This is a genomic window from Lentzea sp. NPDC051213 (genome assembly GCF_044455585.1).
Lineage (GTDB): Bacteria > Actinomycetota > Actinomycetes > Mycobacteriales > Pseudonocardiaceae > Lentzea.
The window spans coordinates 40,881-61,143 of the sequence record NZ_JBITEX010000001.1 but is presented as its reverse complement, the minus strand read 5'-3'; the positions used below and the strand labels follow the sequence as shown (position 1 = coordinate 61,143).

14 protein-coding genes are annotated in these 20,263 nt (G+C 69.1%); 8 read left to right on the top strand and 6 right to left on the bottom strand.

Annotation, left to right across the window (positions count from 1 at the left end; genetic code table 11):
* The first annotated feature begins 80 nt into the window (after positions 1-80).
* Genes ACIA8G_RS00240 through ACIA8G_RS00230 form a run of 3 tightly spaced genes read left to right on the top strand, consistent with a single transcriptional unit; the run spans position 81 to position 5,140 of the window.
* Positions 81-2,081 carry a glycosyltransferase gene (locus ACIA8G_RS00240; RefSeq protein WP_396416049.1) on the top strand — a complete coding sequence of 667 codons (2,001 nt, stop codon included), beginning with the start codon at positions 81-83 and terminating at the stop codon, positions 2,079-2,081.
* A gap of 1 nt (position 2,082) precedes the next feature.
* Positions 2,083-3,906 (top strand): asparagine synthase (glutamine-hydrolyzing), encoded by a 1,824-nt coding sequence (gene asnB / locus ACIA8G_RS00235; protein WP_396416048.1) that lies wholly within the window; start codon positions 2,083-2,085, stop codon positions 3,904-3,906.
* 7 nt (positions 3,907-3,913) lie between these two features.
* Complete coding sequence (locus ACIA8G_RS00230) at positions 3,914-5,140, top strand: MFS transporter (RefSeq protein ID WP_396416047.1); 1,227 nt, start codon at positions 3,914-3,916, stop codon at positions 5,138-5,140.
* Here ACIA8G_RS00230 and ACIA8G_RS00225 read toward each other — a convergent pair.
* Positions 5,112-5,954, bottom strand: coding sequence for a glycosyltransferase (locus ACIA8G_RS00225; RefSeq protein ID WP_396416046.1), 843 nt, complete (start codon positions 5,952-5,954; stop codon positions 5,112-5,114). The two genes, ACIA8G_RS00230 and ACIA8G_RS00225, sit on opposite strands and share 29 nt — an antisense overlap.
* A 110-nt stretch (positions 5,955-6,064) precedes the next feature.
* Between ACIA8G_RS00225 and ACIA8G_RS00220 the strand changes: the two genes are divergently transcribed.
* From ACIA8G_RS00220 to ACIA8G_RS00210, 3 genes are read left to right on the top strand one after another with little or no spacing between them, the layout of a single operon-like run.
* Positions 6,065-7,090 (top strand): glycosyltransferase, encoded by a 1,026-nt coding sequence (locus ACIA8G_RS00220; RefSeq protein ID WP_396416045.1) that lies wholly within the window; start codon positions 6,065-6,067, stop codon positions 7,088-7,090.
* On the top strand, positions 7,087-8,520 hold the full coding sequence (locus tag ACIA8G_RS00215; RefSeq protein ID WP_396416044.1) for a lipopolysaccharide biosynthesis protein: 1,434 nt from the start codon (positions 7,087-7,089) through the stop codon (positions 8,518-8,520). The genes ACIA8G_RS00220 and ACIA8G_RS00215 overlap by 4 nt, the downstream gene beginning before the upstream one ends.
* Positions 8,517-9,710, top strand: coding sequence for a glycosyltransferase family 1 protein (locus ACIA8G_RS00210; RefSeq protein ID WP_396416043.1), 1,194 nt, complete (start codon positions 8,517-8,519; stop codon positions 9,708-9,710). The genes ACIA8G_RS00215 and ACIA8G_RS00210 overlap by 4 nt, the downstream gene beginning before the upstream one ends.
* Here ACIA8G_RS00210 and ACIA8G_RS00205 read toward each other — a convergent pair.
* The gene (locus tag ACIA8G_RS00205; RefSeq protein ID WP_396416042.1) at positions 9,703-10,671 is read right to left on the bottom strand and encodes a TolB family protein; all 969 of its coding nucleotides are present in this window, start codon (positions 10,669-10,671) and stop codon (positions 9,703-9,705) included. The genes ACIA8G_RS00210 and ACIA8G_RS00205 overlap by 8 nt on opposite strands.
* A 141-nt stretch (positions 10,672-10,812) precedes the next feature.
* Here ACIA8G_RS00205 and ACIA8G_RS00200 point away from each other — a divergent pair, with 141 nt between their 5' ends.
* Entirely contained in the window at positions 10,813-11,661 is an 849-nt protein-coding gene (locus tag ACIA8G_RS00200) for a hypothetical protein (RefSeq protein ID WP_396416041.1), read from the top strand.
* Entirely contained in the window at positions 11,640-12,974 is a 1,335-nt protein-coding gene (locus ACIA8G_RS00195) for an O-antigen ligase family protein (protein ID WP_396416040.1), read from the top strand. The genes ACIA8G_RS00200 and ACIA8G_RS00195 overlap by 22 nt, the downstream gene beginning before the upstream one ends.
* A gap of 199 nt (positions 12,975-13,173) precedes the next feature.
* On the opposite strand, the gene ACIA8G_RS00190 is transcribed toward ACIA8G_RS00195, so the two are convergent.
* Genes ACIA8G_RS00190 through ACIA8G_RS00175 form a run of 4 tightly spaced genes read right to left on the bottom strand, consistent with a single transcriptional unit; the run spans position 13,174 to position 20,235 of the window.
* On the bottom strand, positions 13,174-13,734 hold the full coding sequence (locus ACIA8G_RS00190; protein ID WP_396416039.1) for an acyltransferase: 561 nt from the start codon (positions 13,732-13,734) through the stop codon (positions 13,174-13,176).
* On the bottom strand, positions 13,731-14,813 hold the full coding sequence (locus ACIA8G_RS00185) for a DegT/DnrJ/EryC1/StrS family aminotransferase (protein ID WP_396416038.1): 1,083 nt from the start codon (positions 14,811-14,813) through the stop codon (positions 13,731-13,733). Before ACIA8G_RS00185 ends, ACIA8G_RS00190 begins: the two co-directional genes overlap by 4 nt.
* Positions 14,810-15,457, bottom strand: coding sequence for an acetyltransferase (locus ACIA8G_RS00180; RefSeq protein ID WP_396416037.1), 648 nt, complete (start codon positions 15,455-15,457; stop codon positions 14,810-14,812). Before ACIA8G_RS00180 ends, ACIA8G_RS00185 begins: the two co-directional genes overlap by 4 nt.
* Positions 15,454-20,235: a DUF4082 domain-containing protein gene (locus tag ACIA8G_RS00175; protein WP_396416036.1), complete on the bottom strand. Its 4,782-nt coding sequence runs from the start codon at positions 20,233-20,235 to the stop codon at positions 15,454-15,456. Before ACIA8G_RS00175 ends, ACIA8G_RS00180 begins: the two co-directional genes overlap by 4 nt.
* Positions 20,236-20,263 lie beyond the last annotated feature (28 nt).

Sequence of the window (20,263 nt, the reverse complement as noted above, 5' to 3'; positions counted from 1 at the left end):
TTACAGCTTCCGCCGATCTCGTAACGGGCGTTCGGAAACACTCGATGTAGCGGGCACAAGCCCCAAAGCGAGGAGCGGTTGTGGAACGGTCACCTGTCGCGGTGGTCATCGTCACGTACCAGAGCGAACAGGTCATCGAGGGGTGCCTGGACTCGCTGCCGGACGACGTGAAAGTGATCGTCGTCGACAACGCTTCCACTGACGGCACTGTGGCGCTCGCCACTCGTCCGGGCGTGCAGATCGTGCGAAATCCCGTGAACGGCGGATACGCCGCGGGTGTGAATCTGGGCATCAAAGCCGCAGAGGGCCACGACGTTTTGGTGCTCAACGCCGACATCCGGTTGCACGACGGAGCCGTCGAGACACTCCGCGCCGCCGACCGGCCCATCGTCGTTCCCCGTCTGGTCGACGAGGGCGGTGCGCTGGCCCACTCGCTGCGCCGCAAGCCCCGTGCAGTCGGAGCGTTCGCGGAGGCCCTGATCGGCGGTGGCCGCGCCGGCCGGATCGGGCTCGGCGAGACGGTCACCGATGCCAAGGCCTACCAGCACGCGCACGCCGCCGACTGGGCGACCGGCTGCGCCTGGCTCATCAAGCGCGAGGTCATCGAGCGGCACGGCCTTTTGGACGAACGGTACTTCCTCTATTCGGAGGAAACCGACTACATGTTGCGCGCCGGCGGGGTGTGGTTCGAGCCACGTGCGCAGGTCGTGCACATCGGCGGCGAGGTGTCCACGAACGCACGCCTCTGGTCGATGCTCACCGCGAACAAGGTCCGGCTGCACCGCGAGCAGCACGGCCGGTTCGCCGCGTTCTTCATGTGGCTCGCGATGGTGGTGAACGAGGGGCTGCGGGCGCGGTCGCCGAAGCACCGCACGGCGTTGAAGGGGCTGTTCGGCATGCGGCAGTGGCCGGAGGAAGTGGCCTCGGAGGGCCCGAGCTACCTGTGCTTCTCGGCGCAGGACTGGTGGTACCACAACCGGGCGCACTCGGACTTCCAGCTGCTGCGCCGCGTCGCGAAGCACCGCAAGGTGTTGCTGGTCAACAGCATCGGCCTGCGGATGCCGTCACCGGGCAAGAGCACGCAGTTCCTGCGCCGGATCCTGCGCAAGGCCAAGAGCGTCGCGATGCTGGTGCGCCGGCCGATCCCGGAGACGCCCAACTTCTACGTGATGACGCCCGCTCCCCTGCCGTTTTACGGCAAGCCGTGGCTGCGCAAGCTGAACTCCGTGCTGGTACGCACGCAGGTCCGCGCGGTGTGCTTCTTCCTGCGGATGGGCACGCCGGTCGTGGTCGCGACGATCCCCACCGCGTGGGACGTCGTGAAGCCCATGCGGCACAGGGGTCTCGTCTTCAACCGCTCGGACCGGCACTCGGCGTTCCCCGAGGCCGACCAGGGCACCATCGCCGCGCTGGAGAACCAGCTGCTGTCCAATTCGGACACCGTGCTCTACGTTTCCCGCGCCCTGCAGGAGGAAGAGTCCGCGCTGACCGGTCAGCGCGCGCACTTCCTCGACCACGGCGTGGACGTCGACCACTTCACCCGCCGCACCGGGCTGCCCGCCGACATCGCGTCGATTCCGGGGCCGCGCATCGGTTTCTTCGGCAGCCTCGACGACTACCTGGTCGACTTCGACCTGATCGAACGGGTCGCGCAGGAGTTCCCCGAGGCGTCCGTGGTGCTGATCGGTGACGCCACCTGCTCGATGGAGCGCTACGAGAAGTACCCCAACGTGCATTGGCTGGACTTCCGTTCGTACGAGCAGATTCCCGGCTACGGCTCCGGTTTCGACGTGGCGCTGATGCCGTGGCTGGACAACGACTGGATCAAGCACGCGAACCCGATCAAGATGAAGGAGTACCTGGCACTCGGCCTGGCCGTGGTGTCCACGGACTTCCCCGAGGTCGAGCGGTACTCCGACGTCATCCGGATCGCCTCCGGCGAGGCCGACTTCATCGACCAGATCAGGCTCACTCTCAAGGACGGCGGCCTGAAGACCCCGGCCGAGCGGCGTGCGGCCGTGCTGACCTCGTCGTGGGACTCCCGCGCACGGGAACTCATGAAGCTCGCGGAGGATCGCTGACATGTGCGGAATCGCAGGCGTCAGACGGTTCGACGGCGCGCCCGTCTCCCGCGAAGTGCTCGCGGAGATGGCGAAGCGGCTGCACCACCGGGGCCCGGACGACAACGGGTTCTGGTCGGACGGCTCGATCGGCTTCGCCCACACCAGGCTCTCGATCATCGACCTCGCCGGGTCGCCACAGCCGATGGCGGGCGCGTCGGGCACCACGCAGATCGCGTTCAACGGCGAGATCCTGAACTACAAGCAGCTGCGCACCGCGCTCGCGTACCCGTTCCGCACGCAGGGCGACACCGAGGTGCTGCTCGCGCTGTACGAACAGCACGGGCCTGCCGGGGTGGCCAGGCTGCGCGGCCAGTTCGCGTACGCCATCCACGACGCGAAGACCGGCGAGACGCATCTGTTCCGCGACCGGCTGGGCATCCTGCCGCTGTACTACTACGCGGACTCGAAGATGTTCGCGTTCGCGTCCGAGATCAAGGCGCTGCTGCCCGCGATCGGGTCGCCCGAGGTCGACCAGGAGTCGCTGCACGACTACCTGGCACATCGCTCGGTCCCCGCGCCGTACACGCTGCTGCGCGGCGTGCGAAAGGTGCCGCAGGGCCACCACCTGGTCGTTTCGGCCAACGGTGAGGTCAGGACGTCGCCTTACTGGGAACTGCCGCGCGAGTCGCAGATCCGGTCCGTGACGCCGCAGGAGGCCGTCCGGCTGGTCGACGAGGCGCTGACGGCGTCGGTGCGGGACGCGCTGGTGGCGGACGTGCCGGTCGGCGCGTACCTGTCCGGCGGCGTGGACTCGTCGCTGATCACCGCGCTGGTCGCCCGTGAACGCAACGGCGCCCCGCTGCACACGTTCTCCGCCGGCTTCGGCGACCCCCGCGTCGACGAGATCCACTGGGCCGAGAAGGTCGCCGGGATCGTCGGCAGTCAGCACCACAACGTCATCGTGACCGCCGACGACTTCCGCGACAGCTGGGCGAAGCTGTCCTGGCACCGCGACGCGCCGCTGTCCGAACCCGCCGACGTGGCCGTGTTCCGGCTCGCCGAGCTCGCCCGCCGGGACGTGAAGGTCGTGCTGTCGGGTGAGGGCAGCGACGAACTGTTCGGCGGCTACCCGAAGTACCGCTTCGCCGCCGCCACCCGCTACGCCGGCGCACTGCCGTCGTTCGCCCTGCGCCGCCTGGAGAAGGCCCTGCCGGCGTCGAAGGCCCGGCTGGGCATCGCGCTGCGGGCGATCGCGGAACCCTCGTACGCCGAACGCATGCGAGGCTGGTTCGCCCCGTTCACGGTGGCCGAGCGGGCCGCGCTGCTGGGCGGGCCGGCCACTCGGTCGGTGCTGGCGCCGTACCTCGACGGGCGCGGGGATGCGTTGCGGCGCATGCTCTACGCCGACTCCCACACCTGGCTCGCGGACAACCTGCTGGAACGCGGCGACCGCATGTCGATGGCCGCGTCGCTGGAGCTGCGGCCGCCGTTCCTCGACCACCGGGTCGCCGAGCTCGCGTTCTCGTTGCCCAGCAACGTGAAGGTGCGCGGCGGCAAGACCAAGTGGGTCGTCAAGGAGGTGGCGCGCCAGCACCTGCCGGCCGAGATCGTGGACCGGCCGAAGTCCGGCTTCAAGGTGCCGCTGGACGCGTGGTTCCGCGACGGCCTGCGGGACATGGCCTACGACCTGCTGACCGGCCCCACGTCGTTCGTGGGCAAGACCTTCGACCGGGCCGCGGTGCGCTCGCTGCTCGACGACCACGACTCGGGTGACCGCAACGAGCAGCCGCGCATCTGGACGCTGCTGTCGCTCGAGGTGTGGCACCAGACCCTGAGCTGGTAGGCCGCCCATGTACGTCGCCTCGTCACGGCCGGGCCGGACCGACTTCCGCAAACGGTTGCCGGGCACCGTGTTCGCGCTCGGCACGGTCAGCCTGCTCACCGACATCTCCGCCGAGATGATCACCGCGTTCCTGCCGGTGTACCTGCTCTTCACCCTCCAGCTGGGCTACGCGCAGTTCGGCCTGCTGGACGGCATCTACACGGGTGCCACGGCGGTGCTCCGGCTGGTCGGCGGGCACGTGTCGGACCGCTTCCGCAGGCCCAAGGCGGTCGCGGCGGCCGGGTACGGCCTCTCCGCCGCGACGAAGGTCTTCTTCCCGCTGGTCGGCGGCTCGCCGTTCGGGATCGGCGCGCTGATGGCCGCGGACCGGGCGGGCAAGGGCATCCGGACGGCGCCGCGTGACGCGATGATCTCGCTGGCCACCCCGGAGGACCGGCTCGGCGCGGCGTTCGGCGTGCACCGCAGCATGGACACGGTCGGCGCGCTGCTCGGCCCGCTGGTGACGTTCCTGCTGCTCGCCCAGATCGGCATGGTGCCGGGACCGATCTTCGCGGTGTCCGCGGCGTTCGCGGTCATCGGCCTGATCGTGCTGATCTCGTTCGTGCGCGAGACGCCGGCGACCACGAAGCCCAAGGGCCCGCGGCCGTCGTTCAAAGCCGGGCTGGGACTGCTCACCGACACGAAGTTCCGGCGGACCACCATCTCGGCCGGTCTGCTCGGGCTCGCGACCGTGTCGGACGCGTTCGTCTACGTGCTCGTGCAGAAGGCGACGAACATCTCGCTGGGCTACCTGCCCCTGCTCCCGCTCGGCACGGCGGTCGTCTTCCTCGCGGCCGCCGCGCCCCTCGGGAAGCTCTCGGACAGCATCGGGCGCTGGCGGATGTTCCTGATCGGCCACGGGCTGCTGCTGGGCGTGTACGCGCTGCTGTTCATCCCGGAAGGCGGGATGGGCGTGGCGATCGCCGCGCTGCTGCTGCACGGGCTGTTCTACGCGGCCACCGACGGCGTGCTGTCGGCGAAGGTGAGCGAGTCGGCGCCGGAATCACTGCGGGCGTCGGGGCTGAGCGTCGTGCAGACCGGGCAGGCACTGGGCCGGCTGGTGTCGTCCGTCTCATTTGGACTGCTGCTGCAGTACGCGTCCTTCGGAACCGGTGTGACGGTGGCGCTCGTCACGCTCACCGTCACCCTCGTGGTCGCTTACGGAATCAACCGCGAGCAGCCAGCTTCTGCTTGATGGCCTCGAAGCCACCCTTGCCGAGCACCTTCATGGCCGCGTTCTTGGCGGCCACCCGGCCGGAGTCGCGGACGAACCGGACCGGCTGGGCGACCAGACGGTCCTGTGCCACTGCGCTGAACGCGGGCGTGCCGACGTCGTCCAAAGAGGCCCCGAACGCGGCCTTGTAGGGCTCGGGCGAGACGAGGCGGCCACGGGTGCGGTTGGACACGTTGCCGCCGTGCACGACCTGCAGCCAGCCCGGCGCGCCGCCCAGTTCCACGACCGGGAAGTGCAGGTGCATGTGGTTGTGCCAGTGCGCCCAGCACGTCACGGGCTCGTCCCACGTCTCGCGGACCGAGACGAACGCGTTGTGCCGGTCCACCCGGTGGTACAGGCCTCCCGGCGACTTGATCAGGCCGTTGACCAGGTAGTACGCCGCCGTGGTGGTCGGGCGGGGTGCAGCGCAGAGGCGTTCGACGAAGTCGGTGGCGAGACCGTCGTCGTTGTCCAGGTTCGTGGTGACCAGCTCATCGCCGATCTGCCCGAAAAGGGACCGGATGTCCGATCGCAGCTCTGCTCGCGAGACCTCCGCGCGGTACACGGGTGTGTACGCGTCGCCGTGCTCGGCGATCTTGTCCTTGAGCCATTGCGGTGATTCGGGGTCGAAGTAGATGAGCCACTTCGACCGTTTGTCGGTCTGGCCGACCACCGACGGCAGGCAGTAGCGCTCGAACAGCGCAACGCGCTCGGTGAGCCATCCTTCCTTTGCCCGGACGTAGCTTTCGGCGCCCTTCGACGGCAGGTTGAAACGCGTCAGGATGACGTGGTCCATGACTCCCCTTACTCCGGTCATCGCCTACATCGTCCGAAGGGCCCAAAACGTTGCGGGGCTAACGAAAGCGCGGCCGTACCGATAGCTAAGTTGTGCCAACGCTTCCCACAGTGGACGTCGTGATCCCCTGTTACAACTACGCCCACTTCCTGCCCGCGTGTGTCCGCAGCGTCCTCGACCAGCCAGGCGTGGACGTGCGGGTCCTTGTGATCGACGACACGTCCTCGGACAACACGCCTGAGGTGATGGCCGAGCTGATGGCCGCCGACAAGCGCGTCGAGGGACGCCGGCACGAGGTGAACAAGGGGCACATCGCCACCTACAACGAGGGTCTGCTGGAGTGGGCCGGCGCCGACTACACGGTGCTGCTGTCCGCGGACGACCTGCTGGCGCCCGGCGCACTGCTGCGCGCGGCCGAGGTCTTCGAGCGCAACCCCGAGGTGGGCATGGTCTACGGGCGGGTCGTCTACTACAACGACCACAACTCGTTGCCGAAGGTCACCCAGCTGCCCACGACGTCGCGCGTCTGGGCGGGCGAGCAGTGGATCGAGAACCGCTTCCGCAGCAGCCGCAACGTGATCTCCTCGCCGGAGGTCGTGGTGCGCACCAAGATCCAGCAGAAGGTCGGCGGCTACCGCGCGGACCTGCCGCACGCGGGCGACCTGGAGATGTGGCTGCGCATCGCGGCCGTGTCCGACATCGGGTACGTCAGCGGCAAACCCGGCGCGTACTACCGGGTGCACGAGAACTCGATGATGCGCACGACGTTCAAGTCGGTGTTCGCCGACCTGGAGCAGCGCCGCGACGTGTTCGACCTCGTGCTGGAGCAGAACCCCGGCCTGCCCTCGAGGCTCAAGCCGTTGGCGCGCAAGGCGATCGCGAGTGACGCGTTGTGGCGCGCGGTCCGGCTGCACGACCGCGACCAGCTCGACGGCACCGAGCAGGAGCTGCTCGACTTCGCCCGCGAGACCTACCCCGCGGTGGAGGAACTGCCCGAGTACCGGGCCCTGCTGCGGCGCAAGAAGTTCAGCCCGTCGTTCCTGAGCCGCACCCAGCTGTTCCTCGCGCCGCACGCGGTGAAGCGCGCCAGGCTGTGGGCCGGCACGCAGCGCTGGAAGTGGCGGGGCGAGTGGTGAGCACGCAACAACTCGAAGGCAAGGTCTCCAGCGCCATCCGCTGGAGTGCCGTCAACTCGCTGCTGCAACGGCTCGCCGCCGTCGGCATCAGCGTCCTGCTCGCCCGCCTCATCGCCCCCGAACAGTTCGGCGTCTTCGCGGTCGCCCTGGTCGTGCTCAACATCGTGCTGAGCGTGTCCGAGCTCGGTGTCAGCGCGGCCCTGGTCCGCCACAACGGCCCGGTCGAGGAGATGGCGCCGACCGTCACGACGCTGTCGCTGGCGTCCGGCACGCTGCTGGCGTTGATCTGCGTGGCCGGCGCACCGTGGTTCTCGAACGCGATGGACGCCCCGGAAGCGGCCGGCGTCATCCAGCTCATGTCGATCGCGCTGGTCGTCGCCGGCGCCACCGCCGTGCCGGGCGCGATGATGCAGCGGAACTTCCGGCAGGACCACAAGTTCTACGCCGACACCGCCGCGTTCGTCTGCGGCACCGCGGTCGCCGTCGTGCTGGCGCTGATGGGGTTCGGCGCGTGGAGCCTCGCGTGGCAGCGGATCGCGCAGAACCTCTCGGCCGCGGTCATCATGTTCTGGCTCACCAAGGACCGCTTCCGCCCGGGCTGGAACCCGGTCCAGGCGAAGGAACTGCTGGCGTTCGGCCTCCCGCTGGCAGGGTCGAGCCTGCTGATCTTCGGCGTGATGAACGTCGACTACATCGTGGTCGGCGCGATGCTCGGCACCGTGCAGCTGGGCTTCTACCTGCTGGCGTTCAACCTGGCGAGCTGGCCGGTGGCGGCGTTCTCCGCGCCGGTCAGGAGCGTCTCGCTGGCCGCCTTCTCCAAGGTCCGCGAAGACCCCGAGCTGTTCCAGAAGTCGTTCGGCCGCGCGCTGGGCCTCCTGGCGCTCGTCACGGTGCCCGCGTGCGTGCTCCTGGCCGCACTGGCCGAGCCGCTCATCCGCGTGGTCTACGGCGAGCGCTGGGCACCCGCGGCGACCGCTCTGGCGTTGCTGGTGCTGCTCGGCGCGGTCAGGGTGGCGTTGGAACTCGGCTACGACTTCCTGGCGTCCGCGGGCCGGTCGCGGGCCATCCTGGTGATCCACCTGGTGTGGCTGGGCGCGCTGGTGCCGTTGCTGGCGCTGGGCGCGAAGCTCGACGGCATCCGCGGGGTCGCGGCGGCGCACGTGATCGTCGGCGTGCTGGTCATCACGCCCGCGTACCTGATCGCGTTCAAGCCCTACGGCGTCCGCGCCGGAGCGCTCGGCGCGCGCCTGCTCAGGCCGTTCCTCGGCGGCGTGCTCATGGTCGTCGTGGTGCTCGGGGTCCGGAACGTGATCGACAGCGAGCTGCTGCAGATCCTCGTCGGCGGCGCGCTCTCGTGCCTCGCCTACGCGCTCGTGGTGTTCCCGATGAGACACGAAATCCTTGGCGTGTTGCGGAGGAAGGCGTCATGAGGCGGCTCAGACAGGTCACGAAGATCGTCCGCGAGCAGGGCCCGCGCCAGTTGGGTGTCCGGTTGCTGACCGCCGCGACGCGCCGGCTCGGTGCCGAGGGCGAAGAGCTGCCCGTGCGGCTGGAGGACGTCCGCAAGGCCGACGTCGAGTCGCGCAGGCCGGTCGTGATCCCGCCGATCCCGCAGGACGGCAAGCTCACGATCAACTGGGTGACCACTCCCCCGTCCAAGGGATCCGGCGGCCACACCACGATGTTCCGGCTCGTCCGGCACCTCGAGTCGCTCGGCCACGACTGCAGGCTGTACCTGTACGACACGTTCGGCAACACGGTCGCCGACCTCGAACCCGGTATCAGGGACGCGTTCCCGTTCTTCAAGGGCTCGATCCACGACGTGACCGAAGGCATGGCGGACGCGCACGCGGTGTTCGCGACGGCGTGGATCACCGCGTACCCGGCGTTCAACGACCCGTGCGCGGGCAAGAGGTTCTACCTCGTGCAGGACTACGAGCCGTGGTTCTACCCGTCCGGCGGGCTCTACGCGCTGGCGGAGAACACCTACCGGATGGGCATGCACGGCTTCACGGCCGGGCGGTTCCTCGCCGACAAGGTCCGCGACGAGCACGGCATGCCCGCCGACCACTTCGACTTCGGCTGCGACGCCGACCGGTACCGACTCGGTTCCGAGCAGCGCGACGGCATCGTGTTCTACGCGCGCCGCAAGGCACCGCGGCGTGCGTTCGAGCTCGGCCTGCTCGCGCTGGAGGTGTTCGCCGAGAAGCACCCGGACGTCAAGATCCACGTCTACGGCGAGAAGATCGGGCAGCTCGGACCGCAGTTCGTCGACCACGGCCTGGTCACGCCGGACGAGCTGAACTCCATCTACAACCGGTGCTTCGCCGGGTTGTCGCTGTCGATGACCAACGTGTCGCTCGTGCCGCACGAGATGCTCGCGGCCGGGTGCATCCCCGTCGTGAACGACGCGCACTTCAACCGCGTGGTCCTGGACAACGACCACGTCCGGTACGCGGCACCCACCCCGCACTCACTGGCGCGTGCGCTGTCCGAAGTGGTCACATCGCCGGACTTCGGCGCGATCGCCGCGGCGGCCGCGTCCAGTGTGGAGGGACGTTCGTGGGAAGCCGCCGGTCATGAACTGGAGAAGGTGCTTCGCCGCGAACTGTCTACATGACCGGGGACGGCGACGTGGCGTCGGGGATCAGCACGGTCGCCGGCTGCGAACCGTCCGCGGGCACGACGTGAACCGCGGGCAGCTTGGCGTTCTTGGGCACCGCGGCGAACGCGAGCTCGTTGGAGTTGAGCCAGGTCGCCTGGTCGTCGATGCCGGCGGTGCCGGGCAGCCGCTTCTCCGTGCCGGAGGCGAGGTCGAGCACGGCCAGGTCCCACGGACCGAGCCGGCCGATGCGCTTCTTGTAGGCGACCTTCGTGCCGTCCGGCGAGAGCGACGGGCACTCGGCGTCGCGGCGCAGCGACGTGACCGTCTTGGCCACCAGATCGCCCTTCACGAGCCACGTGAAGCCACCGCTGGCGAGCGTGGCGTAGAAGGTCCGGTCGTCGGAACCGACGGTCAGGCCCCAGTAGTTGATGTCACGCGCGGTGAGCGGGGAACCTTCCACAGTGGCGGCGAAGTGCTCCAGCGACTCGACGGACTCACCGGTGCGCACGTCGTAGAACCCGGTGCGGGTGGAGAACCCGCCGGGCACCGAGTACGAGTCACCCGTGACGAAACTCGTCCACGACACCACGTTCCCGGACCGCGACACCTTCGCCCTGCTCGGGATGCCGGGCAGGGCCACCGACTTGACCTGCTGACCGGCGCGGCTGATCTCGGCGGCGTAGGACGGGCCGGGGCCCGACAGCTTGAGGCACACCCTCGAGTCCCCGGCGACGTAGAACCGCTGGCAGGCAAGCTCTGTCTGGGTGCGGGCACCGCCCTCGGCGAGCTTCTCCACCCGGTTCTGCCCGCCGGCGAGGTCGACGAAGAGCAGATCACCGGTCTTGGCCTGCGACACGTGCTCGGAGCCGGCCACCGGCTCGTTCGCGTCGGTGGCGGCCGTGACGACGTAAGCCGCTGTCCCGCCGACGACCACGAGAATGGCCGCGACGGTCACGGTCAGTCGTCCAACACGCATGCTGCTGCCTCCAGGGTTCCCTACCTTCATCGCCGAACTGCTACGGCCTGTAACAGTTGGCGGCTCACCCCGATTTTCCAGGCAGGCGATACCCTACGAACATCGAGCGCGCAAGACCGAGCCGCGGAGCGGGGTTTTTAGATGGACTTCTGGGGAACCGTACGAGTGCTGCGGCGGCGGTGGTACATCGCCCTGCCCGCAGTGCTGCTCACGGGAGTCCTCGCCCTGTCCGTGTACATCTCGGTACCGACCCGCTACGAGTCGACCGGCGTGCTGGTGCTGACCTCCCCCGCGGCCGGCGGACGGTACTCGGAGAAGACGAAGCCCGAGGACGTGGTCAGGGTCAACCCGCTGCTGCAGTTCGACGGCAGCCTCACCACCACCGCGCAGATCCTGACGCAGGTGCTGGGCGACCCGAAGACGCACGAGGAGCTCGCGGGCAAGGGCTCGACGGCGACCTACACCGCCAACACCGGCCCGGTGGGCGGACCGCTGCTGTTCGTCACGACCGAGGCCGACTCGGCGGAGTCGGCGCAGGGCCTGGTCGGCAAGGTGCTGGAACGCACGATCGCCGAGCTCGCGGGGCAGCAGAAGGCCCTCAACGCGCCGGAGCAGACGTTCATCACGGCCCAGACCCTGGTCCAGCCGACCACGGCCGAGGCCAAGGTCGGCGGCAAGGTCCGGTACGTGGGCGCGGCGACAGTCGTGTTGCTGCTGCTGACCATCGCCTCGACGTTCGCCGCCGACTCGATGCTGCTGAAGATCAAGCGCCGCAAGGACAAGGAAGCCGCGGCGGCGTCCGAAAAGGACGCGCCGCCTCCCGCACCGTTGACGCCGTCGGCACCTCCGGCCCGGCAGCATCCCCAGCCGCTGGGGCAGAACGGGCAGCACCGGCCGCAGAACCAGAACGTGCACAACGCGCACCAGAGGACCGTGATCATCCCCGCGCCGAAGCCCCCGAACCCGGCATGGCCGACCAAAGACGACTGACCCGCAAGCGCGCCGACGGCGCCACACTGGTGATCTTCTACCTGCTGGCGCTGCTCGTCGTGCCTGCGAGGTTCACCATCGCGTTCGTCCCGATCACCCTGCCGCCCGCGCTGTTCGTGGCGCTGTGCCTCGCGGTGCTGTGGTTCGCCGCGCACCTGGTCGACCACCTGTTCATGGCCAAGGGCCGCAACGCGGTCCGCACGGTGCTCGCGATCTACGTGATCCTGCACCTGATGACGTACGCCATCGCCACGCGCCGCTACCTGCCCGCCGACGAGCTCCAGGTGTCGGACTCGGCGTTGATCCGGATCGTGGCGATGTCGGCGCTGGCGGTGTTCGTGTGCGACGCCGTGCGCAGCCGCGACCGGCTGAGCCGCCTGCTCAAGGTGATGGTGGGGTGCCTGACGTTCGGCGCGTTCATCGGCCTGTTCCAGTTCGCGCTGGGCCTCGACCTCGCGTCGTTCGTGACGCTGCCCGGCCTGCGCGCGCAGGACAACGGCTACTCGGCGCTGGAGTCGCGGTCGATCTTCTTCCGCCCGGCCGGCACGGTGAACCACCCCATCGAGTTCGGGCTGGTCTGCGTGCTGGGCGTGCCGTTCGCCGCGCACTTCGTGTTCCAGGCGCGTGACCGCGGCGAGCCGCAGGGCCGCTGGTGGCTGGCGCTCGGCCTGCTCAGCCTGATGGCGATCCTGTCGTTGTCCCGCACCGCGATCATCGGCCTGGTGGTGACGGGCGTCGTGCTCGGCCTGCTGTTCCCGCGCAAGCGCGGCCTGCCGCTGCTCGGCGTCGGCGCGGTGTTCCTGGGCGGCGCCTCGGCCGTCGTGCCGGGCCTGTTCGGCACGGTGACGTCGATGTTCTCGAACATCGAGGACGACCCGTCGTTCCAGGGCCGCACCAAGGACTACGACGGTGCGTGGCTCGAGATCGCCAAGCATCCGTGGCTGGGCCGCGGGTTCGGCACGTTCCTGCCGTCCAAGTACACGATCCTCGACAACCAGTACCTGCTCACCATGATCGAGAACGGCTACCTGGGCCTGCTCGCGCTGGCCCTGCTGTTCCTGGCCGGCATCTTCGCGGCGCTGCGGGCCCGCTCGCTGTCGCAGGACGAGAGCGTGCGCGGGATCGCGGTGTGCCTGGTGGCGGCGATGCTGACGGGGGCGCTGGGCGCGGCCACGTTCGACTCGCTGAGCTTCAGCGTGGCGACCGGGCTGATGTTCCTGCTGGTCGGGTCTTCCGGGGCGTTGCTGCGGATCGCCAAACAGGAAGCCGCCGAGAACAGGGAGCCTGCTCCGGCGGCTTCAGAGCCGTCCTAGCACCCGCGCCCGATGGCGGCACCGGGCATGATTTTTGGCGCGAAAAGCACGTTCGGGCCATCTAGCGGCACCAACGTGCTTTTCGCGCCAAAAGGAAGCGATCCTGTGGCTGGCGAGTTGCCGCGCGGTTCGCCGACAAGACGCCGGCACCAACGACGAGGCCCTCACACCAGTGCGGTGTGAGGGCCTCAGTTCGTTGTCAGAGGGCTTTCAGGCCGTCCGGGGTCTCCTCGTGCCGGATCCCGCACTCCGGGCACGTGTAGTCGGCTGAGAGCCGCGCCCCGCAGGAGCAGACCCAGCCCTTCACCACCGCCGGGTTGCCGGCCACGAACGCGTGCGCGGGCACCGACTTCGTGACCACCGCGCCGGCCGCCGCGAACGCGTGCTCACCGATCTCGGTACCGCACACCACGACCGCGCCCGCGCCGAGCGTCGCGCCACGGCGGACCAGGGTGGTCTCCAGCGCGTCGCCCGTCTTCTTGACGTGCGCGCGAGGCCGCAGATCGTTGGTGAACAACACGTTCGGCCCGAGGAACACGTCGTCCTCGCACGTCACGCCGTCGAACACCAGCGTGCCGTTCTTGACCGTCACGTTGTCGCCCAGCACCGCGCCCGACTCGACGAACGCGCCGTCGCAGATGTTGCAGTCGCGGCCGATGCGGGCGCCCGGCAGCACATGCGCGAACGCCCACACCCTGGTGCCATCACCGACGTCATCGGACTCGCAGAGTCCCTGGGGATGCACCCGCACGCCAGTCATCGAAGGGCCTCCGTCAGCGCCTGCACGACCCGAGCCTGCTGCGACTCGGTGATCTCCGGGAACAACGGTAGCGACAGCAGCTCCGAAGCCGACGACTCGGCCACCGGGAACGACCCGTCCAGATGGGCGAACGCGCCGGTCTTGTGCAGCGGCGTCGGGTAGTGGATGCCGGCACCGACGCCCGCGGCGTGCAGCGCGGAAAGCACCCGGTCGCGGTCCGGCACGCGCACCACGTACAGGTGCCAGACGGGCAGGTTGCCGTCCAGCACGACCGGAACCCGCACCCGTTCGACGTCCGCGAGCAGCTCGGTGTACCGGTCCGCGGCGGCGCGGCGGGCCTGATTCCAGCCCTCCAGGCGGCGCAGCTTGGCCGAGAGGACCACGGCCTGCAGCGTGTCAAGGCGGCTGTTGAACCCGAGCACCGGGTGCTCGTACTTGCGCGGCGAACCGTGCTCGCGCAGCAACCGGACCGACTCGGCGATCGCGTCGGACGTCGTCATCACCGCGCCGCCGTCGCCGTACGCGCCGAGGTTCTTGCCGGGGTAGAACGAGGTCGCGGCCGCGACACCGAGGCCGCCGACGGCGACACCGTTGCGGCGCGCGCCCTGGGCCTGGGCGGCGTCCTCGACGACCGGAACACCCAGCGGCAGCAGCTCGACCGGGGCGGCCTGGCCGTAGAGGTGCACCGGCACCACGGCCTTGGTGCGCGAGGTGACCACGGACGACACCTGGTCGACGTCGATCAGCAGCGTGTCGTCGACGCAGTCCACCAGCACCGGGGTGGCGCCGCAGCGGGCGACGGCCTCGGCGGTGGCGATGAAGGTGTTGGCGGGCAGCACGACCTCGTCGCCGTGGCCCACGCCGAGTGCCCGCAGCGCGAGTTCGATGGCGTCGGTGCCGTTGCCGACGCCGATGGCGTGCGGGACTTCCTGGTAGGCGGCGAACTCCGACTCGAACCGGGCGACCTGGGGGCCGTTGATGAAGGCTGTCGTCTTGAGCACTTCTGCCCAGCCGTCCGCCACCTCCTCGGCCACCTGCTCGTGCTGGGCACGCAGGTCCACCAGCGGAATCTCGATCACGCGCTCTCCCCACGCAACGGGCGGGCCGGCACGCCGGCCCACGTCTCTCCTGCCGGAACGTCCTGCAGGACAACGGCTCCCATGCCCACCACGGCACCGGCGCCGATCTTGCACCCCTCGCGCACCATCGAGCCCTGGCCCAGGTACGCGGATTCTCCGACGAACACTCCCCCGGCGAGCGATGCGCGGCCGGCGAACGTCACGCCGTCCGACACCACGTCGTCGTGGGTGATCAGCACCTGGGGCATCACCACCACGTGCCGGCCGATCTCCAAAGGCGTCGTGATCACGACACCCGCGAGCACGACCGTGCCGCAACCCAGGGAAGCTCCGGAAGTAACAGCCGCCGGATGCACGATGGTCGCCCACCGCTCCTCCGGCAGGTCAAGACGCGACACCAGCGAGAGCCGCGACAACGGCCGCCGCGCGTTCGCGATGCACGCCACGACGGCCGCGTCTCGGTGTCGGCCGAGCTGATCGAGCCCGCCCAGCACGGGCACCCCGTCGATCCGGGTGCCGTGCAGGGCGGCGGAGTCGTCGAGAGCCCCGATCGGGTTCCAGACGTCCGGGAGGAGGCGGACCGCCGCGATCACCTCGCGGGCGAGTCCGCCTGCTCCGACGAGCAGCAGTGGCCGTGGGGTCACTGGAAGACCACGTCGACCCAGTAGTTGCCACCGTTGTAGGACGAGGTCGGGAACCCGGACCCGGACGTGAACACACCGGCCGAGGCCGTGGCACCCAGCGGCGGCGAGTTCACCGAGCCGAAGTAGCCGGCGTTCACCGCGTAATGCCCTGTGGTGGTCGTGTACGAGGCCACGTAGGTGGTCCCGGACGTGATCGCCACCGGCTGGGCGAACGTCAGCGTCTGCCAGCCCGACCCGGTCTCGTTCGAGAACGTGCCGGTCGCCAGACGGGTGCCGTCCGCGGACCACAGCGAGCCGGTGTGGCTGCCGGTGTTGCCCGCGCCCTTGTAGAACTTCACGCCGGTGATCTGGCCGTTCGCCGACGACGTGAACTTCACGCCCAGCTCGTACGCGCTGCTGTCATCGGCCGAAGTTACCGTCGGCACCGTCGCCGCGCTGAACAACGAGCACGGACAGGTCTGCGTCGTCGCCGAGGTGAACGACCACGTGACGGGGTTCGCCATCACGTTGCCGAACGTGTCCTCGATCCGCATGCTCGCCGTGTACACAGTGGACGCCGCGAGCCTGGCGGCCGGGGTGAAGGTCACCATCCTGCCGTCCGGCGAGAGCGCCAGCGTGCCGCCGATCCTCGCGCCACCGGGGTCGGTGACGGCGAACTGCGCGGTGTTCAGGTCGACCTGCTCGTCGAACGACATCGTCACCGTCGACGTCAGGTCCACTTCGGACGCCCCGGACAGCGGGGTGTGCGACTGCAGCACCGGCGCGTCGTTGTCCGCGTTGGGCTGGTAGACGACGTCGACCCAGTAGTTGCCGGAGCCGTACGTCATCGTCGGGAACCCGGCGCCCGGCACGAACACGCCGTTCTGCTCCTGCGGTGCCGTGAGCGGCGGCGAGTTCACCGGACCCGTCCCGAAGTACCCGCCGTTCACCGCGTAGTGCCCGGTGGTCGTCGTGTACGAGGCGGTGTAGGTCTGCCCGGCGCTGACGACCACCGGCTGCGAGAACGTCAGCGTCTGCCAGCCGGTCGCGGTCTCACCGGTGAACGTGCCGGTCGCGAGACGCGAGCCGGAGGCGCTCCACAGCGAACCCGTGTGCGTACCGGTGTTGCCCGCGCCCTTGTAGAAACGGACACCGGTGAGCTGGCCGGACTGGGTCGGGCTGAACCGCACGCCCAGTTCGTAGGCGCCGCTGTCGTCCGCCGACGTCACCGCCGGCACCGTCGCCGTGCTGAACAACGAGCACGGGCAGGTCGGCGTCGTCGTGGTGGTGAAGTTCCACTCCGCCGGGGCCGCCATCGCGATGCCGTTGACGTCGGCGATGCCCACGTGCGCCTTGTACTGCGTACCGGCCACGAGCTTGCCGGCGGGCGTCCAGGTGACCGTCTTCTGGTCGCCGGACAACGACACCGAGCCGGTCAGCTTGCCGCCCTTGGGGTCGGTCAGCCAGATCTGCGCCGACGCCGGGTCGACCGGTTCGCTGAACGTGGACGTCAGCGTGGTCTGCAGGCCCACGTTCGTCGCGTTGACGGCCGGCGAGCGGTTCGTCAGCGTCGGCGGCGTGGTGTCGCCGTTGAGACCGTTGCGGTAGATGACGTCGACCCAGTAGTTCGTGGCGTTGTACGACGAGTTCGGGAACCCGCCGCCGCTGCCGTAGCGGTAGATGCCGTTGCCGCCGTCCTCACCGTTGGGCAGCGCGTGCAGCGACTGGTAGTCCGCGCCCTGGCCGTTGAAGAAGCCGGAGCTGACGGAGTACCGGCCGTTCGGGGCGTAGTACGACACGACGTAGGTCGTGTTCGCCTGCACCTGGACCGGCGAGTTGAACATCAGCTTCTGCCAGCCGGACGTGGTCTCGGCGGTGAAGGTGCCGGTCGCGAGCAGCAGACCCGTCGACGTCCACAGTGAACCGGTGTGCGTGCCGGTGTTGCCGGATCCCTTGTAGAACCGGACGCCGAGCACCTCGCCCTTGCCGTCGAAGCGGACCTTCGTGCCGAGCTCGACCGCGGTGGTGTCACCTGCGTCGATCACCGCCGGTGCCGCGAAGTCGTCCCAGATCGTGCACGGGCAGGTCGCCGGACGTGGCGAGCCCGTCGTGAACGTCCAGTTCGCCTGCGAGGACAGGTTGTTCGACGAGTCGGCGGCCTTCATCGAGACCGTGTAGGCCGTCGCCGCGGCCAGCGGGGCGGACGGGGTGAACGTGATCGTGCGGGCGTCGTTCGAGATCGACTTCGTGCCGGTCACCGCGCCGGCCGGGCCGGTCACCGTGACCTGCGCCGAGCTCAGCGTGACGTTCTCGTCGAACGTGCCGGACACCGTGGTGTTCAGCGCGACCGAACCGGCGTTGGACACCGGCGACATCGCGGTCTGGATCGGCGCACGGGTGTCGGGGCCCGGGTCGAGCGCCCACACCACGTCGACCCAGTAGTTGGTGTTGTCGAACGTGCTGTTCGGGAAGCCCGCGCCGAAGCGGAACACGCCGTTCGGACCGTCCACACCGGACTTCAGGCCGGTGACCGGTTCCATGTACGCCTGCTGGTTGTAGAACCCGCCGGTGTCGTACGCGAAGTGGCCGGTCGGCGTGAAGTACGAGACGACGTAGGTCGTGTTCGCGGTCACCGCGATCGGCGACGGGAAGAGCAGCGTCTGCCAGCCCGTCGGGCTCTCGTTGGTGAACGTGCCGGTGGCGAGCAGATCACCGTTGGCGGCCCAGAGCGAACCGGTGTGCGAGCCGGTGTTGCCCGTGCCCTTGTAGAACTTCACGCCGCGGACGTAGCCGTTGCTCGCGGCACGCCATTTCACACCGAGCTCGAGCTGCGAGCTGTCGTCGGCGGAGGTGACCTTCGGGACCTCCTGGCCGGAGAACATGCCGCACGGGCAGGTGCGGGCGGCGACGTTCGGCGAGGCCTGCACCGGGGTGGACAGGTTCAGCGAGTCGTCGACCGCGCGGACGCGCAGCGCGGCGGCACCGGACTGCGACGGCGTGTAGGTGTAGCTCCACGTCGTCTGCCCGGCCGTCCAGGTGGCGTAGTGCCAGCGGGTGCCGCCGTCGGTCGAGACCTCGACGCCGGCCACCTTGCCGGCCGCGTCGATCACGGTGCCGGAGAACGTGTACGGCTGGCCGACCGTCGACTGGGACGGCAGCGTGGTGATCTGCACGCCGGGCGCCGCGCCGTCGGAGATGGCACCGGAGATCACGAGCTCGTCGGCACCCCACAGCTGGTAGGGCTGGACGCCCATGTCCGCGAGGAAGTTGACGGTCGCCTGCTTGATCCGCTTGTCCGAGGTCGGGGTGTTCGTGAGGAACGCGTGTTCGTCGTCCACGCCCCACGCCCACTGCACCGTGCCCGCGCCGAACACCAGCGAGCCGGAGGGCGCGCGGTAGTACGTGATCGCGTGCGTCTCGGGGCCCGAACCGTACTCGTCGCCGTAGTTCTTCAGCGCGTAGTACCCGTCCAGGTTCACCGTGGTGCGCGACATCTGCGCGACGCCGGCGGGCTGGGAGCCGTTGTCGTACACGGTGTTCCACTCGTAGCCGAGCGTGCCGGGCTGGAACGTGTACGTGCTGCCGGAGGCCAGGTTCTGCAGGTCGGTGTTGCGCCAGAGCCGCATCTTGCCGTACGCGGCGGGCACCTGCAGCGAGTCGTCGCGCCGACCGTTGACGGTGAACATGTTGCCCAGCAACGCGTTCTCCGGCCGTCCACCGTCCTGCGGCGGGCTGAAGCGCGGATCGCGCCACGTGCCGGTCCAGGTGGCCAGGCCGTCGTTCTGGGTGCCCTTGGTCTCCTTGAAGCACGCCATCGTGCGCCAGTCGGTCTGGGAGGAGTCGATGCTCTTCTCCCACCGGGTCTTCCAGAAGATCTCGTTGCCGGTCAGGAACGCCATGTGCACGCCGGCGTCGCGGGCGGACATCACGTTCGCCATCTGCTCGTTCGACCAGTACTCGTCGTGGCCGACGGCCATGAACACCTTGTGGTTCTTGATCAGGTGCCCGCGTCGCGCCGAGTCCACATCGGTCGTGTAGCTCATGTCGTACCCGTTGCGTTCCAGGAATCTCAGCATCGGGTACTCGGCGTTGAAGATGAAGTTCTCGTCGCCGTCGCCGCCGGTGTACGGGCGGTTGTAGCTGACCTTGTAGGACGAGCCGCCCTGGCCGGGGCCGTCACCGAAGTAGAGGCTGTTGCCGCCGTAGCGGTTGTACGCGACCCAGGTGGCGTCGGAGGTCTGGAAGAACACCTTCGACTGGGACGCGTCGTCGCGGACGACGAACACGATCTCGTTCTCGGCGCCGGTGTCGTTGCGCGTCACGCGGGCGTAGTACAGACCGGACACCGCGTTCGACGGGATGGTCCAGTTGACCGACACGGCCCAGTTGCCGCAGTCGATGAGCGCGGTCGGCCCGTCCCGCAGACAGGGTGGCTGGTTCTGCGGCGTGTTCCGGTTGACCGTGCCCATGTAGCGCGCGCCCTTGCCCGCGTACCAGCCGAGCCGGTAGATGTCGAGCTTGTAGGACGACGCGGAGGTCAGCATCTTGAAGCCGACCGTCTGGCCGACGTTGTAGCTGATGTCCGTCGTGTAGCCGAGGATCGCGTCGTCGCGGTACTGGGCCTGCCAGTTGTCCGCGCCGGGCTGCGTGTTCTCGCAGGCGACCTTGTTGGTCACGGGGATGTCACACGGGGCGGCGTTGGCGTTGGGGGCGTTGAAGACTCCCAGCACGAACATCGTCGATGCGATTAATGCCGTGATCACAAGCACCCGCACGAGACGCGACTGCTGAGCCACCATGGGAGTTCACCTCTCGGACGGAGTTACC